Annotated in this window: 16 protein-coding genes and 1 riboswitch; of the genes, 12 read left to right on the top strand and 4 right to left on the bottom strand. The window is 40.2% G+C overall.

Annotated features, from left to right (window positions below):
* The first annotated feature begins 206 nt into the window (after positions 1-206).
* From sufC to IEU51_RS04160, 7 genes are all read left to right on the top strand, one after another.
* Positions 207-986, top strand: coding sequence for a Fe-S cluster assembly ATPase SufC (gene sufC / locus IEU51_RS04190; protein WP_186085345.1), 780 nt, complete (start codon positions 207-209; stop codon positions 984-986).
* A 9-nt stretch (positions 987-995) separates the two neighbouring features.
* A complete protein-coding gene (gene sufD / locus IEU51_RS04185; RefSeq protein ID WP_408634877.1) occupies positions 996-2,306 on the top strand; it encodes a Fe-S cluster assembly protein SufD in 1,311 nt (436 codons plus the stop codon).
* Between the two features lie 16 nt (positions 2,307-2,322).
* On the top strand, positions 2,323-3,549 hold the full coding sequence (locus tag IEU51_RS04180) for a cysteine desulfurase (RefSeq protein ID WP_186085350.1): 1,227 nt from the start codon (positions 2,323-2,325) through the stop codon (positions 3,547-3,549).
* A complete protein-coding gene (sufU, locus tag IEU51_RS04175) occupies positions 3,539-3,976 on the top strand; it encodes a Fe-S cluster assembly sulfur transfer protein SufU (RefSeq protein ID WP_186085353.1) in 438 nt (145 codons plus the stop codon). Before IEU51_RS04180 ends, sufU begins: the two co-directional genes overlap by 11 nt.
* Positions 3,977-3,991: 15 nt before the next feature.
* Positions 3,992-5,392, top strand: a complete 1,401-nt coding sequence (gene sufB, locus IEU51_RS04170) for a Fe-S cluster assembly protein SufB (protein ID WP_186085356.1) — start codon at positions 3,992-3,994, stop codon at positions 5,390-5,392.
* A gap of 171 nt (positions 5,393-5,563) precedes the next feature.
* Positions 5,564-5,962 (top strand): hypothetical protein, encoded by a 399-nt coding sequence (locus IEU51_RS04165; protein WP_186085359.1) that lies wholly within the window; start codon positions 5,564-5,566, stop codon positions 5,960-5,962.
* Positions 5,963-6,007: 45 nt separating this feature from the next.
* The gene (locus IEU51_RS04160) at positions 6,008-6,355 is read left to right on the top strand and encodes a DUF2200 family protein (protein ID WP_186085666.1); all 348 of its coding nucleotides are present in this window, start codon (positions 6,008-6,010) and stop codon (positions 6,353-6,355) included.
* A gap of 119 nt (positions 6,356-6,474) precedes the next feature.
* On the opposite strand, the gene IEU51_RS04155 is transcribed toward IEU51_RS04160, so the two are convergent.
* Together IEU51_RS04155 and IEU51_RS04150 are read right to left on the bottom strand one after the other, a co-directional pair.
* Positions 6,475-7,521, bottom strand: coding sequence for an acyltransferase family protein (locus IEU51_RS04155; RefSeq protein ID WP_186085361.1), 1,047 nt, complete (start codon positions 7,519-7,521; stop codon positions 6,475-6,477).
* Between the two features lie 156 nt (positions 7,522-7,677).
* Positions 7,678-8,601, bottom strand: coding sequence for a DMT family transporter (locus IEU51_RS04150; protein WP_186085364.1), 924 nt, complete (start codon positions 8,599-8,601; stop codon positions 7,678-7,680).
* A 119-nt stretch (positions 8,602-8,720) separates the two neighbouring features.
* Here IEU51_RS04150 and IEU51_RS04145 point away from each other — a divergent pair, with 119 nt between their 5' ends.
* Positions 8,721-9,272: a thioredoxin family protein gene (locus tag IEU51_RS04145; RefSeq protein WP_186085367.1), complete on the top strand. Its 552-nt coding sequence runs from the start codon at positions 8,721-8,723 to the stop codon at positions 9,270-9,272.
* A 109-nt stretch (positions 9,273-9,381) separates the two neighbouring features.
* Here the strand turns inward: IEU51_RS04145 and IEU51_RS04140 are convergent, their stop codons facing one another.
* Positions 9,382-10,146 carry an ABC transporter permease gene (locus tag IEU51_RS04140; protein ID WP_186085370.1) on the bottom strand — a complete coding sequence of 255 codons (765 nt, stop codon included), beginning with the start codon at positions 10,144-10,146 and terminating at the stop codon, positions 9,382-9,384.
* Positions 10,143-10,847: an ABC transporter ATP-binding protein gene (locus tag IEU51_RS04135; protein ID WP_186085373.1), complete on the bottom strand. Its 705-nt coding sequence runs from the start codon at positions 10,845-10,847 to the stop codon at positions 10,143-10,145. Before IEU51_RS04135 ends, IEU51_RS04140 begins: the two co-directional genes overlap by 4 nt.
* Positions 10,848-10,918: 71 nt before the next feature.
* Between IEU51_RS04135 and IEU51_RS04130 the strand changes: the two genes are divergently transcribed.
* The 4 genes from IEU51_RS04130 (at position 10,919) to IEU51_RS04115 (ending at position 15,924) form a co-directional block, all read left to right on the top strand.
* Positions 10,919-11,767, top strand: coding sequence for a DUF72 domain-containing protein (locus IEU51_RS04130; protein ID WP_186085376.1), 849 nt, complete (start codon positions 10,919-10,921; stop codon positions 11,765-11,767).
* Between the two features lie 13 nt (positions 11,768-11,780).
* Positions 11,781-12,608 (top strand): sulfite exporter TauE/SafE family protein, encoded by an 828-nt coding sequence (locus IEU51_RS04125; protein WP_186085378.1) that lies wholly within the window; start codon positions 11,781-11,783, stop codon positions 12,606-12,608.
* A gap of 9 nt (positions 12,609-12,617) precedes the next feature.
* Positions 12,618-13,937 (top strand): bifunctional metallophosphatase/5'-nucleotidase, encoded by a 1,320-nt coding sequence (locus IEU51_RS04120; RefSeq protein WP_186085381.1) that lies wholly within the window; start codon positions 12,618-12,620, stop codon positions 13,935-13,937.
* A gap of 155 nt (positions 13,938-14,092) precedes the next feature.
* Positions 14,093-14,258, top strand: a riboswitch (Lysine riboswitch).
* A 64-nt stretch (positions 14,259-14,322) separates the two neighbouring features.
* Positions 14,323-15,924, top strand: a complete 1,602-nt coding sequence (locus IEU51_RS04115; RefSeq protein ID WP_186085384.1) for a Na+/H+ antiporter NhaC family protein — start codon at positions 14,323-14,325, stop codon at positions 15,922-15,924.
* Positions 15,925-15,968: the final 44 nt, after the last annotated feature.

Here is a 15,968-nt window from a genome sequence, read left to right as displayed (position 1 = left end):
ATGAGTTTCATAATCATTTAGGGCTTATTTTTTATGGGTTTTATCATTCAAACAAAAGTTGGATAAGGAGGGAGTATCCTTTTAAATACCTAGGAATTACGATATAATATGAAGAGCTTAACGATACTCTATTACTTTGACTATAATTTAGAATTATTATAAACTAATAGAGTATGAACTATAAAATCTATTGGAGGATTTAAAGAATGACATCTGTTCTAGAAATTAAAGACTTACATGTCGAAATCGAAGGCAAAGAAATACTTAAAGGTGTAAACCTTACAATTAAACAGGGTGAAATTCACGCTGTGATGGGACCTAACGGTACAGGTAAATCAACACTTGCACAAGCGATTATGGGTCACCCTTCATATGAAGTTACTAAAGGTGAAGTACTCTTAGATGGCGAAAACGTTCTTGAATTAGAAGTAGATGAGCGTGCGCATGCTGGATTATTCCTAGCTATGCAATATCCATCTGAAATTTCAGGTGTTACAAACTCAGACTTTTTACGTTCTGCAATCAACGCGAGCCGTGAAGAAGGCGACGAAATTAACTTAATGCAATTCATTAAGAAATTAGATAAAAACATGGACTACCTTGAGATGGACCAAGATATGGCAACACGTTACCTAAACGAAGGTTTCTCAGGTGGGGAAAAGAAACGTAACGAAATTCTACAACTTATGATGCTTGAACCAAAATTCGCTATTTTAGACGAAATTGACTCAGGTCTTGACATCGATGCACTAAAAATCGTTTCTAAAGGGATCAATGAACTTCGTGGACCAGAATTTGGATCACTTATTATTACACACTACCAACGTCTGCTTAACTACATCGAACCAGACTTCGTACACGTTATGATGCAAGGTAAAGTTGTAAAATCAGGCGGTAAAGAACTTGCTGAACGTCTTGAGAACGAAGGTTACGACTGGATTAAAGAAGAGTTAGGTATCGAAGACGAAACAGTAGAAGCAGAATAATACAGGAGGATCACAATGGAAAACGAATTTGTTATTAATAAAGACGAAATTCTTGAAGCGAGCAAAGCTCGTGAAGAGAGCGCGTTCTTAACTGAAAAAAGAACAGAAGCACTTGACAAATTAAACAGTCTTGACATGATCAAACCAGACAAGACACGTGTATCTAAGTGGGACTTCTTCACTGTTACAGATCAGTTTGTAGAATCAGAAGCATTTGGTTCAATTGAAGAACTACCACAAGTGGTACGTGAAGTTATTGACATTGAGACTGTTGAGAACGTGATTATTCAACGCAACAACACTGAAGCGTTTGTTAAATTAAGTGACGATCTAGTATCTCAAGGTGTTATTGTTGAAAGCATCTTCGATGCAGCAAATAATCACCCAGAATTATTAGAGAAGTACTTTATGACTGACGCAGTTCAAATAGATGAAAACAAGCTGACTGCTTATCATGCAGCACTATTAAACGGTGGGGTATTCGTTTACGTTCCTAAGAACGTTCAAGTGAAAGACCCAATCCAAATGGTTGTTTTACACGATGATGAAAAAGCTTCACTATTCAATCACGTATTAGTTGTAGCAGATACTGGTGCTGAAGTGACTTACGTAGAAAACTATGTGACAACTTTAGAGTCAGGTAAAGGTAAATTAAACATTGTATCTGAAGTGATTGCGAAAGATAACGCAAAAATCAAATATGGTGCAGTAGATTTCCTAGCTAAAGCACTTGTTGGATATATTGTACGTCGCGGTGTTACAGGCAACGACGCAGTTATTGACTGGGCACTTGGACTAATGAACGACTCTGACGTAATCTATGACAACACAACTTACCTAATGGGTAGCGGGTCTTCATCTGACGTAAAAATTGTACACGTTGGACGTGGAAACCAAAAATCAAACTTTACTACTGAAGTGATCCACTATGGTAAAGAAACAACGGGTAACATCTTAAAACACGGCGTTATGAAAGATTCAGCGTCAAGCGTATTCAATGGAATTGGATACATTAAACACGGTGCAACAAACTCAGATGCACAGCAAGAATCACGTGTACTCATGCTTTCACCAAAAGCACGTGGAGATGCGAACCCTATTCTATTAATTGACGAGGACGAAGTAGTAGCAGGACACGCAGCTTCAGCTGGTCAAGTAGATGAAATACAACTGTTTTACCTAATGAGCCGTGGTTTAAGTCGTCAAGAAGCAGAAAGATTAGTGATTCACGGATTCTTAGCTCCAGTTGTAGAGAGCATTCCTATTGAATCAGTAAAACAATTACTAACAGCAGTTATTGAAGAAAAAATTGTAAACTAAAAAAGGAGGCGCCCAATTGGACATTCAAAAAATCAGAAGTGATTTCGATATTTTAACTGAGAAAGTCAATGGGAAAGCCCTCAACTACCTCGACACTTCTGCGACGAGTTTAACTCCGAACGTTGTTGTCGATAAGCAAGTTGAATACTACAAAAAATATAACGCAAACGTGCACCGAGGCGTTCACACACTCGGTTCACTTGCGACAGACAATTATGAAAAAGCACGCATGAAGGTCCGTAAGTTTATCGGTGCAAAACGATTTGAAGAAATCGTGTTTACTCGCGGTACAACGGCTTCATTAAACATGATTGCACGCTCTTTAGGAGACCTTGTTATTGAAGAAGGCGATGAGATTGTGGTGACTGAAATGGAACACCATGCAAACATCGTCCCATGGCAAGAAGTTGCGAAGAGAAAGAATGCGAAACTTGTCTTCATCCCGATTGAAGAAGACGGCACAATCACTAGTGAAAGTGTTAAGTCTGTAATGTCCGAAAAGACGAAGATCGTAGCAATCACGCATGTATCTAACGTTTTAGGTACAATTAATGACATCAAGACTTTTTCACAAATCGCGCATGAGCACGGTGCATACATCGTCGTAGATGGTGCGCAATCAGTGCCACACATGAAAGTGAATGTTGTTGATTTAGATGTAGACTTCTATGCGTTTAGTGCGCACAAAATGCTCGGACCAACGGGTATCGGTGTGTTATACGGCAAAGCGGAACTTTTAGACCAAATGGAACCAACAGAATACGGTGGAGACATGATTGATTACGTCTATAAAGAGACTTCAACGTGGACAGACTTACCGGTTAAGTTTGAAGCAGGTACACCAATGATTGCTGAAGCAATCGCACTTGGTGCGGCGATCGATTACCTTGAAGACATTGGCATGGATAATATTCATGATTACGAACAGGAACTTGTAGCGTATGCATATGAACGCATGTCAGAAGTTGAAGGTATTGAAATCTACGGGCCATCTAGCGATAAGCGTGCAGGGCTGATCACGTTCAATATGGACGGTGTTCATCCACACGACCTTGCAACAGCTCTAGATTCTGAAGGGATCGCTGTTCGTGCAGGACATCACTGTGCACAACCACTGATGAAATGGTTAGGTACAAATTCAACCGCACGTGCAAGTTTCTATATCTATAACACTAAGGAAGATATCGACTCATTAATTAAAGGACTCGAACGCACAAAGGAGTTTTTCTCGTATGAATTTTAATCACTTAGAGAGCCTTTACCGTTCGGTTATTATGGATCACTACAAACATCCGAGAAATAAAGGACAGTTAGAAACTGGTACACTGACGATCGAAATGAACAACCCGACTTGTGGGGACGAGATTCAATTAGATCTAGAAGTTGAAGATGGCATCATCAATGATGTGAAGTTCAACGGTCATGGATGCTCGATTTCTATGGCTAGTGCATCTATGATGACTGAGGCAGTTAAAGGACAATCAGTTGAGCGCGCACTCGAGATGGGCGATGAATTTAGTAAAATGATGCTTGGGGAAGACTATGAAATCGCGGAAGACATGGGTGATGCAGAAGCATTATCTGGTGTCAGTCAATTCCCAGCACGTATCAAATGTGCAACTCTATCATGGAAAGCTCTTGAAAAAGGCTTCCCAGAAGCGCACAAATAATTAGGAGTGAACAAAATGGCAGTTAGAAAAGCACCCGAAATCGGTGAATATAAATATGGTTTCCGTGACGAAGACGTGTCAATTTTCCGTTCAGAACGAGGACTAACTGAAGAAATCGTTAGGGAAATCTCGAAGATGAAAGAAGAGCCAGAGTGGATGTTAGACTTCCGTTTGAAGTCACTTAAACATTTCTACTCTAAGCCAATGCCACTTTGGGGTGGAGACCTTTCAGAATTAAACTTCGACGAAATTCGTTACTATGTAAAACCATCTGAAGCAACAGAACGTTCTTGGGATGAGGTACCTGAAGAAATCAAACGTACGTTTGACCGTCTAGGTATCCCAGAAGCAGAGCAGAAATACCTTGCTGGTGTATCTGCACAGTACGAATCAGAAGTTGTGTACCACAACATGGAGAAAGACCTTGAAGATAAAGGTGTAGTATTCAAAGATACAGACACAGCATTAAAAGAAAATGAAGAATTATTCAAAGAATACTTTGGTTCAGTAATTCCTCCAACGGACAACAAGTTCGCAGCACTTAACTCAGCGGTATGGTCAGGTGGGTCATTCATTTACGTGCCACCACACGTAAAACTAGATTCACCATTACAAGCATACTTCCGTATTAACTCAGAAAACATGGGTCAATTCGAGCGTACGTTAATTATCTGTGACGAAGGTTCATGGTTACATTATGTTGAAGGTTGTACTGCTCCAGTTTATACAACAAACTCACTGCACGCTGCTGTAGTTGAAATCATTGTTAAAGAGAACGCGTACTGCCGTTACACTACAATCCAAAACTGGGCGAACAACGTGTACAACTTAGTTACTAAGCGTACATTCGTTGAAGCGAACGGTACAATGGAATGGGTTGATGGAAACATCGGTTCTAAACTTACAATGAAATACCCAGCTGTATTCCTAAGAGGAGAAGGCGCACGTGGTATGACAATGTCAATCGCACTTGCTGGTAAAGGGCAAGTTCAAGACGCTGGTGCGAAGATGATGCACTTAGCACCAAACACTTCATCTTCAATTGTGTCTAAATCGATTGCACAACACGGTGGTAAGGTAACTTACCGCGGTATCGTACACTTCGGTAGAAAAGCGGATGGCGCTAAATCTACAATCGAATGTGATACGTTAATCATGGATAAAGAGTCTACTTCAGACACGATTCCATACAACGAAGTGTTCAACTCAAATATCTCATTAGAGCACGAAGCACGTGTATCTAAGGTATCTGAAGAACAATTATTCTACCTAATGAGCAGAGGTATTGGTGAAATCGAAGCGACAGAAATGATCGTAATGGGCTTCATCGAGCCATTCACAAAAGAATTACCAATGGAATACGCAGTAGAGATGAACCGTCTGATTTCTTACGAGATGGAAGGTTCAATCGGTTAATATATTTGTACAATCCCAGGATTTTTATCCTGGGATTTTTTATGTGGATTAATCCTACTTTCGAATGATTTTTATTTCTTCAGGATAAAACGCTTACATAAATAAATTGTAGGGTAGATAATAGTAAGTAGTGGTTGTTCTACATATTTTTGAAAAAGAGGAGTGGCAATTATGGGACCAACTTGGCTTAAAATTGGTATTTTGTATTTGATTTTTGGACTTGGAGTGGGACACTTTATGTCATACACCATCCAACTCAACTGGGCATCAGCGCACGCACACACAAACTTACTAGGAATGGTCGTCACATCGGTGATCGGTCTTGTACTCTGTGTTTATCCACATCTAGCAAAAAATGGACTTGGAAAAGCGACATTTTGGCTGTACCACATTGGCGTGCCAATTTTCTTATTCAGTGCATTTTGGGTACAAATTGACCCAGCATTCGCACACATTTTTACATTCATTGGTGGACCAATGTTATTACTTGGAATTATTCTGTTCGCAGTAAACTTATTCATAAACTTACCCGCAAACGCAGAACGAGAGAAGAACGACCAAAAAATTTAGTACAAAATTTTGTATAATAGATGAAAGTAGTGTTTTACGGAGGTAATAACGTCAAACGAACGTGTATATAACTATACATTTAGCAGCATTTACAAGAATTATGTTAACAAGGTAGAGCGCAAAGATAAGCCGGTAGAACAACTCGATGCGCTTCTAAAATGGCTCACAGAACTTAACGATAATGAATTAGCAGAATATAAACAAAATAACGCAACGTTGCGAGAATTTTTTGAAGCAGCACCGATGAATCCAAGACGAAAAGAAATCAAAGGCGTAGTATGTGGCGTTCGAGTCGAAGACATCGAAGACCCCCTCATGCAGGAAATCCGTTATATGGATAAAATCGTCGACGAGCTCGCGCGCGGCAAAAATTTCGAAAACATTTTTAGGTAAACAAACAACCAGTGCTGGTGGGGTTATTTATGAGGATGTTCCACTGCGCTGGTTGTTTTTGGATTTGTTATGGTTTTCATCTAAAAAATAGTAATGGCCACTTTGGAAGGAACCACACATTATGCGACTTCGTTTGTGCCTGGTACGATTGGGGCACTTTTTTTGTCACGATATGCCTTGTATTTTTTGTACAAGAGATTTTGTACAGGCACTTCTACATATTTTACGATGAGCATAGATAAAGCGATGGATAGGAAAAGGGGGACAAGAATCCACAGCTCGTGTATCATACCAAATTTCTCCATTTCTCTAATCATCGCGTACCCTATATTTTGGTGAACGAGATATAACGGATATGAGATACTTCCTAAAAATAGTAGAAATCGATTGTTCAGCCATTTCATTTTTCCTGCTAATACAAGTCCAAATATCGCAATGAATAATAAGGTGAACATGCCATTCGTAAGTCCTTCAAATACAAAGTCATAGATGATTGATACTACCACGAGACTCATGTATTTTATCTTCGGACCATGTTGCCAAATGCAGTAAAACATGATTCCGATAACAAACATTTGCACGTAGTTAGCTGTTGAAAATCGCTCCATTGTAGTCCAAAAATCTCCGCCAACGCGGTCATTCATGATCTGAATAAAAAACCCACCGGCAAGCATAGCAAAGGAAACAAGCATTACTCGATTTTTTGCTCCAAGATAAAGCACTACAGCCATCATGAGATAGAATGTCATTTCGACACGTAAACTCCAGTAGACGCCGTCGATGTTGCGAACGCCAAAGAATTCTTGGAACATCGTAAAGTTGATGATCGCTTCAAAAAAGGTTCGGTTTATATCAATTCCGCTTTTTCCAAGAACTAAAAACGTCAGTATGATTGCGAATATATATGCTGGATATATTCTAAAAGTACGTTTAATCATAAAATCTAATGCACTTTTTCCGCGAGATACAGACATGAATATAACAAATCCACTGATTATGAAAAATAACTGAACACCATAATGTCCAAAGTCAAAAAGTGTTGTATTGTAGTCTGGCTTTACATGCCCAAATCTTTCATTGTAGTGAAAAGTGTAATGATAGATAACGACAATGACCGCAGCGATACCTCGAAGCGCATCGATTTCGGTAATCCGTTTCCTCTCCATAAAATCCCGTCCTTCTATTCGTGAAAAGAAAGTATATCGGAGATTTTCCCAAACTAAAAGTAACTTAAACGCATTTAATTGAATTGTAAAAAAGTGTAATACAATCGTTTTCTTTTGTAATAAAAAAACGCCTGCCACCATGACAGACGCGCGTTTCTAATTCAATTTTTCTTTTCCACGCTTTCCGGAAGAAAGTGTATTAAATATAGTGACAGTCAATACCAATATGATTCCTACAAATTGATAAAAACCGAGAACCACTCCGAGCACGAGTACGGATGTGATAATTGCGGAAACGGGTTCTAGTAATCCCAAGATACCTGCTTCTTTTGAAGAGATATATTTTAGGCTTCCGATATATAGGTAAAACGCAAGTGCTGTTCCAAAGAATATACTGAACGCTAAAATTGCGAGATCGACTCCTTGCCACTCGTAACTAAAGTCAAAGCTCCAAATTGGTGCAAAGAAGTTGAGTAGGACACCCCCTACTAACATCGATCCCCCAACGAGCTGCAATGGATGCAGTCGGACGAGCAAGTATCCAGCATGAATCGTGTAATATGCAAGCGCTACTCCAGATAAAAGCCCCCAAAAAATTGCCTTTGGTGGAACTGCGAATACTGTAAAGTCACCATTTGTTGCAATGAGCGCCACTCCAACAATCATCACAATGATGACAATCGCTTCACGATATGTCCACTGAATATATTTCTTAAAGGCATAATAAAGGATGATATAAATGGGTCCTGTACATTGCAGAACAGTCGCAATCGCCGCATTCCCATGACCTATAGCAGCGGTATACGTATACTGAACAGCAGTCATCCCAAAAATGGAATAGATAATAAACATGGTGATGATGTATTTATCCCAAACCATGGAATGCTTTTTTCTAAAAAAGATTAAATAAATGAGGAGCAGAATGACACCGCTGATTATAAGACGCGTTGTCACATACCAGTCTACTGTCACTGGTGTATTTTTAAATATGTAATCAGTCGCAGTACCGCCGACGCCCCAAAGAATTGCTCCGAGACAAACGAATACGAGACCACGGATATGTGACTCATTTTTTTGCACATGACCACCCACTTTCGATGCATCTATTTTATATGAGCACTATGTAAAAGGCAATATGCGTTTCATTTGATACGAAATGTGGAATAATAGAGATAATAATTAAGAGAGTAGGGATAATAATGACAAATTTATCAAAATGGTACGATAACGCATTATCGCCGGAGCAATATCGAGCAACGCTCACGGATCTAAAAGATGGATTCGACAAAATTTATGATGAGTTCAGCGTCTCACGCGATGATGATATTGAAACGTTAAAAGATAAAGATATGAAAGTCCTAGTCATTGCTGAACCTTGGTGCGGCCATTGTATGCTGAACTTGCCAATCTTACTCAGAATTTCAGAAGCAGTTGGATTTGATGTACGCTTTTCACTTCGTGACGAAAACTTAGATTTAATGGAACAATACCAAACAAACGGCAAAAATGTAATTCCAAGAGTTATCGTATTAGATGCAGATGGTAATGAGCGCGCAGCTTGGGGACCAATCGCACCACTGACTAAAGAAGCACAAGATAAAGAAAAGCAACACTTACCAAAAACAGATGCCCCTGACTACGACGAGAAATTAAAAGACATGCGTGCGAAGATGAAAGATATCTTCTCAACCGACGAAGAAATCTGGCTCGGCGTATACGAAGATATTAAGCAAACGTTATTAAAAGCATAAGAAAAAGAGAACCGAGAGGTTCTCTTTTTTCATTATTTTTATTTTTTCAAAACAGGTAATAGAGACGCGAGATCCATTATCGTAAAAGCACCATACATATTTAATTTTACTATTTCACGTCTTCTCTAATTCCCATAAACTGCATACGTTCGTTGAATAGATTTCGGTATGAAAGATATCCAACAAGTACGCTCGCAACTGCGGCAGTATTCAAGATAAGGAAGAGAATTAAGAGTTGGTACATCACTGCTTCTAGTGGATCGCCACCACCGATGATGAGACCGCTCATCATTCCTGGTAGTTGCACGAGTCCCATCGTCTTCTGAGCTTCAATCGTCGGAATCATGCTGGTCTTAATCGCCGACTTCAAACTCGTCTTAATCGCATCTTCTGGTGTCCCACCAAAACTCAAGATGAGTTCAATCACTTCATCGTTTTGACTGATTTCAGACTTAAATTTATTTAAGAATAGAAGCGATAAAACCATAGTGTTACCGATAATCATACCTGAAATTGGAATGACGTACTGAGGTGTAAACGGGATGATGTTGAACACGATGAGCATAGTCATTGAAAAAGCTTCAACGACAACAAGCGCCAGAATAATGATCCACGTGATGTGCGGAATACCTTTTCCTTTTTTTACGATATTTTGACTCGCTGCACCAATCATCAATAATATCATCAAAACAATATAAATTGCGTTGTCGCCTTCGAACACGAAAGTCAAGATATACCCGACCGCAATCAGTTGAATAATCGAACGGATAGTCGCAATTAAAATATCTTTCGTTAACCCAAGCTTCAAATACGCTGTCAAAATTAAAGGGATGATAACGAACACTAATGATAATAGAAGACTCGTAATACTCAATTGTCATCACTCCTTAAAAATTCACGTAAACGTTCTGTTTTTGGATTGTTTAACAACGCTACCTCACCAGATTCAATCAATTGTCCATCAGATAAAAACCAAATATCATCTGAGACACGTTTCGCCTGTTCTAAATTGTGTGTTACCCAAACAATCGTTAAGTTATGTTGGTCACGTAATCTCACAATGAGGCGCTCGATTTCTCGAGACAATCTGTAGTCGAGGCTTGCCGTGATTTCATCGAGTAATAGAACTTCCGGTTTATTAACAAGTGTGCGTGCGAGCGCGACCCTAGACCGTTCTCCACCGGACAACTTTTTGACCTTATGATCTAGAAATGATTCGTCTAAATCCACGTCAGAAAGAAGTTTCAGAGCTTCTTCTCTTGGCAATTCCTCATTAAACAAATCACGCGGGAGTTTCAAATTGTCGTACACAGTACCTTCAATCATCGGGCTCGACTGAAAGGCCATACCGATGCCTCGGCGAAGCGAGATGACATCGTAGTTTTTTTGGTTTTTATCTTTAAAATAAATTTCACCAGAATCTGGAGATAACAAACCATTGATGTGCTTTAAGGTCGTTGACTTTCCTGCACCAGATGGACCGACGAGCGCGGTAATTTTATTTGTTTTAAATTCACCGCTGATGTGACTCAAAATATCTTGATGTGAAACGTTTTTAAATTCTATAAGTGCCACACTATTCCTCCTAAGTGTTGATATATTAATATACCCATTTTCTTGTGGTAAAATACATATAGGTGATTATTATGATATATGTTGGGCTCACTGGGTGGGGAGACCACGACTCAATCTATACGGATTTAACAAATAAAAATGATAAATTAAAAAAATATGCTTCTTATTTCCCGCTCGTTGAAGTCGATTCAACATATTATGCAATTGTTAGACAGTCTACCATACAGAAATGGTGCAGCGAAACACCAGATTCTTTTAAATTTGTTGTAAAAACTCACAGATTTATGACTGGACATGGTGATTTTAGGGAAAACTATAAGTCAATACGTGATGTTTTCGATGAATTTAAAGAAATGCTCGCTCCGATGGTGGCGTGTGGCAAACTCGCTTATATTTTAATGCAGTTTCCACCTTGGTATGAATTAAATGAGCGCAACATCAAGTACATTCGCATGGCAAAGGAGATGCTCGCACCGTTAAAAGTTGCGATTGAGTTCCGAAATGAAACTTGGTATCAAGATGAGTACAAAGAACAAACTATCGAGTTTTTACATAGCGAAGGGCTGATTCACACAATTGTGGACGAACCGCAAGCAGGTGTTGGATCTGTGCCATTTGTGAACCGCATTTCTGACGAGATAGCGTTTATTCGTTTACACGGTAGAAACGTACATGGATGGACGCAAAAAGACCGCACGAGTGAAGAGTGGCGAAATGTTCGATACTTATATGATTATAATAAATCTGAGCTCGAGTGGCTCGAAAAACAAGTTCAAATTTTGAAATATAAGTCGAAAGATGTGTTCATCATCTTTAATAATAACTCAGGAGGACACGCGGCTAGTAATGCGTTAGAGTTCATTGATGCTTTAGGCATTGAGTATCAAGATCTCGCACCGAAGCAACTCAAGTTGTTCTAGAGGAGTGTAAGTTATGATATTAACGATCATCATTCTCATATTAATAGGTCTTGGTTCGTCCGTACTTGGTGCTTTAGTCGGTATCGGGGGCGGAATTATTATCGTGCCTGCCCTTGTTTTTATCGGTATCAACCTTGGTATGATTGAAGGGATGACGCCACAAATTGCGATTGGTACCTCTTCTATGATTCTCGTGATTACTGGGCTGTCGGGGATGCTTGCCTACGGGAAGAGTAACCAAGTCGACCGATATAACGGAAGTATCTTTTTAATAGGCCTCGTGCCAGGTGCGTTTGTTGGTTCGTATGCCAGTAGTTATTTAACAATTGATAGTTTTAACTTATATTTTGGAATATTTCTTATTTTTATTAGCATATTATTAACAGTTAGAGATAAAATCAAGCCAATCAAAATGTTTCAGAATCCTAAGTATATGCGACCACACGTGGATAAGGACGGTAACGTGCATAACTATGGTGTGCAGCCGTCGATTGCGATTATACTGACGTTTATTGTGGGATTTGTTACTGGGCTATTTGGTATTGGTGGAGGTGCGTTAATGACGCCACTCATGCTCATCGTATTTAGAATGCCTGCGTCGATTGCGATTGGTACGTCTATGATGCTTATTTTCTTCTCGAGTATGTCGAGTGCAGTGGGACACGCGTTCCAGGCACATGTATCATATTGGAGCTTGTTGTTACTTGCGCCCGCTGCGTTTTACGGTGCACGACTTGGTGCGAAAATTTCACATCGATTCTCGAATGATAGTTTAGTGAGTCTACTTCGTGGAGCGCTGTTTTTAATCGGTATCTATTTAATTATCCAAACTGTGATTTAGGAGGACATTATGGACATTCATATCTTTCATACAAATGACGTTCATAGTCATCTACACAATTATAAAAAGCAAATGCAATACATAAAAGATAAGCGTGCTGAGTATGGAGATCTTATGCTGTACGTGGATATTGGAGATCACGTAGACCGTGCGCATCCGTATACTGAAGCGACGCTTGGGTCAGCGAACGTTAAACTCCTGAATGAAGCGGGTTGTGACGTTGCAACGATTGGTAATAATGAAGGAATCACGTTGCCGAAAGAGACACTCATGCATTTGTATGATGATGCTGATTTTGACGTCGTATGTGTAAATTTGAGAGATGTGGATACGGACTCGCTTGTTTTTAAACCTTACACGGTAAAGGAAGTTCGTGGTGTGCGTATTGGGTTTGTCGCTGCGACAGTTGAATTTACGCCGTTTTATTTGGCGGAAGGATTTTTAGTTGAAGGTGCGTTTCAGTATTTGGAGCACTATTTAGCGGAACTCGAAGAAATCACGGACTGCATCGTTGTCTTGTCGCACCTTGGTAAGTTTGACGAAGAGCGCATCGCGGAGACATTCCCGAGTGTCGATGTTGTGCTCGGTGCGCACACGCACCACCATTATCCTAAGGGCGCAGTCGTTTCAGACACGCTCATCTCAGCTGCGGGGCGTTACGGTGAATATACGGGTCACGTGACTTTATCTTTTGAAGATAAAAACATGGTAGCAAAACGGGCAGAATTAATTAAAACAGACATGCTCGTTGGAGTGGAAGAAAACTACTACCAGGTTGGGAAGTCGTTGCTTGAGAAAATGGTAGTTGTGGAAAATTCTGTTCCTGTGACGCGCGACTTGTATAGTATTTCAGAATTTACGTATACATTCATGCAGATGTTGAAGCGGTTCACGGAGACAGACGTCGCGCTGATTCATGCGGGACTTGTGGCAGATGCATTTGAAGGTGGGACGTTGACGCAGTTCGACTTGCACAGAATTTTGCCACACTCCATTAACGCGGTGCGCGTGGAGATTACGGGACGCGAGCTGAAAGAAATTTATAGTCTTGCGAATCAACATGAATTCAAGGACCGCATTTTGAACGGACTTGGGTTTAGGGGCGACATATTTGGTGTGTTTCTAATGGACGGACTCGAAGTTGTCGAGTTAGAGCGGAAGTTTCTAATAGGCGGAGAATTGGTAGTGGACAGTGCGACGTATACAATCGGAACGCTTGACATGTATACCTTCGGCCGCATCTTTCCACAATTTAAGAACGCTAAAAAAGAATACATGATGCCAGAATTTTTGAGAGACATCGTATATAAGTACAAAGAGATGCTGTAGAGCGTCTCTTTTTTATTTAGTAGTATCTTGGAATGTGCGTGTGTTTTATATTGCTGTGATGATACGCCCGTCAGCGCGATGAGGAGGGATATATTCTGACCTAGAACCCCCTCTTTGACATCTCACAATTTCTTTCGTATAATGATAGTCAATTAAATACAAGTAGAGGTTGCACACAACATCAGTAGTTTCCGGGAGTAGTCATGCGAGGATCGGTTATGAAAGGGGCGTGTGCCGAAGGGTAGCACCGGAAAACTGCTTCCCTGGGACTTGTCTTAACAGGATAAGTACTGTCAGTTTTACTGATGCGCTACACGCCATAACACACAAGTGCGTCGTATCGTACTTGTGTTTTTTTATTACAAAAATAGGAGAGTTTATAAAAATGGAAGCATTCTTAAACTGGACATATATGCCACTGATTCCACCGTTACTCACGTTACTGCTTGTCCTTATCACAAAACGCGTGGACTTAAGTCTCGGCATTGGTATTTTAACAAGTGCATTTGTCATCACGAACGGTGATATCTTAGGTACGCTTAAAAAAATCTGGGATGCATTCATTGGTCTTATGATAGAAGGGAACTGGCTCAATACGTGGAGTGCCTATATCTTAATCTTCTTAGCACTTCTCGGAGTGATGAGTGCATTCATGAGCATGTCGGGGGGTGCGCGTGCCTTCACAAACTGGGCGCTCACTAAAATTACGACGCGCCGCGGAGCAACGTTCTTAACGGGTATTCTTGGAGTTATTGTGTTTATCGACGACTATTTCAGTGCAATTATTACAGGTCAAGTTGCAAAACCTTTAACAGATAAATACAGAGTATCCCGCGCGAAACTCGCGTACTTTGTAGATACAACAGCATCACCAGTATCTGTAATTTTCCCGATTTCATCGTGGGGAGCAACGATCATGGGTCTTACAGCACCACTACTGATAGCAGCTGGGCTCAATCACATCACACCGTTCGAATCGTTTATGTACATGATCCCGCTTAACTTCTACAGTATTGCGGCTCTCACACTCATGTTCATCGTGATTTTTACGAACTTCGATATCTTTGGGATGCGCCGCGAAGAAACGCGTGCGTTTAAAACAGGCGTTCTGCGTGACGAAGGCATGGATTTAACTGAAGATGAAGACCTACCAACCGCGAAATACTCACAAAAAGAGGCATTAATCGTCCCGCTCATCGGTCTAGCAGTCGGGGTGCTCGTTGGTATGACGATTACAGGTATTCAAGCGGGTGGCAGTTTAAATCCGCTCACAATTATCGAAAATAACTCTATCACCCACTCACTGATTCTTGGTGGTATTATCGGAGTTTTACTTTCAATTTATTACTACTATAAATACACAAAAGACGATAAATCATTTACCGGAAAATCAACGCTTTTAGGATTCAAAGAAGGATTCTTAGCAATGCTTGGACCAATGACAGTTCTTACACTTGCGTGGATGACTGGTGAATTAATTGGAGAACTAGGAACAGGAACACTCTTAGGTGAGATGGTACAAAATTCAAATATTCCATCACAACTTATTCCAGCGATTGTGTTTATCGTTGCATGTATCATGGCAGTTTCAACAGGTACGTCATGGGGTTCATTCGGTATCTTAGTACCAATCGCAGGTAACATCGTTGTGACATTACAAGAACCAACGTTACTCTTACCATCAATCGCGGCAGTGCTCGCAGGTGGTGTATTCGGTGACCACGTTTCACCAATTTCAGACTCAACGATTCTATCATCAACGGGATCTGGGTCAGACCACATCACACATGTGATGACGCAAATTCCATACGCATTAATTGCAGCGACAATTTCACTTCTATCATTCATTACAGTTGGATACACAGAATCAACAGGGATGGCACTCATCGTGTTCGTCGTGCTCTTTATCCTCTTATTCGTGTTGATAAAAACACTGTACAAACCGGTGGTTACAACTGAGGATAAAAAAGAAATTATTGGCGCATAGAAAACCGATTTCAAAAAGGCCACAAATTAACAGTTAATTGTGTT

Source organism: Phocicoccus schoeneichii, from assembly GCF_014635565.1.
Classification (GTDB): Bacteria; Bacillota; Bacilli; order Staphylococcales; family Salinicoccaceae; genus Phocicoccus; species Phocicoccus schoeneichii.
The sequence above is the reverse complement of the archived record's forward strand: the minus strand, read 5'-3'. Positions and strand labels throughout refer to the sequence as shown.

Bases quoted from the DNA above. Each gene is read 5' to 3' on its own strand.
- sufC (WP_186085345.1), top strand. From the start codon at position 207: ATGACATCTGTTCTAGAAATTAAAGACTTACATGTCGAAATCGAAGGC.
- sufU (WP_186085353.1), top strand. From the start codon at position 3,539: ATGAATTTTAATCACTTAGAGAGCCTTTACCGTTCGGTTATTATGGAT.
- sufB (WP_186085356.1), top strand. From the start codon at position 3,992: ATGGCAGTTAGAAAAGCACCCGAAATCGGTGAATATAAATATGGTTTC.
- IEU51_RS04165 (WP_186085359.1), top strand. From the start codon at position 5,564: ATGGGACCAACTTGGCTTAAAATTGGTATTTTGTATTTGATTTTTGGA.
- IEU51_RS04155 (WP_186085361.1), bottom strand. From the start codon at position 7,521: ATGGAGAGGAAACGGATTACCGAAATCGATGCGCTTCGAGGTATCGCT.
- IEU51_RS04145 (WP_186085367.1), top strand. From the start codon at position 8,721: ATGACAAATTTATCAAAATGGTACGATAACGCATTATCGCCGGAGCAA.
- IEU51_RS04130 (WP_186085376.1), top strand. From the start codon at position 10,919: ATGATATATGTTGGGCTCACTGGGTGGGGAGACCACGACTCAATCTAT.
- IEU51_RS04125 (WP_186085378.1), top strand. From the start codon at position 11,781: ATGATATTAACGATCATCATTCTCATATTAATAGGTCTTGGTTCGTCC.
- IEU51_RS04120 (WP_186085381.1), top strand. From the start codon at position 12,618: ATGGACATTCATATCTTTCATACAAATGACGTTCATAGTCATCTACAC.
- IEU51_RS04115 (WP_186085384.1), top strand. From the start codon at position 14,323: ATGGAAGCATTCTTAAACTGGACATATATGCCACTGATTCCACCGTTA.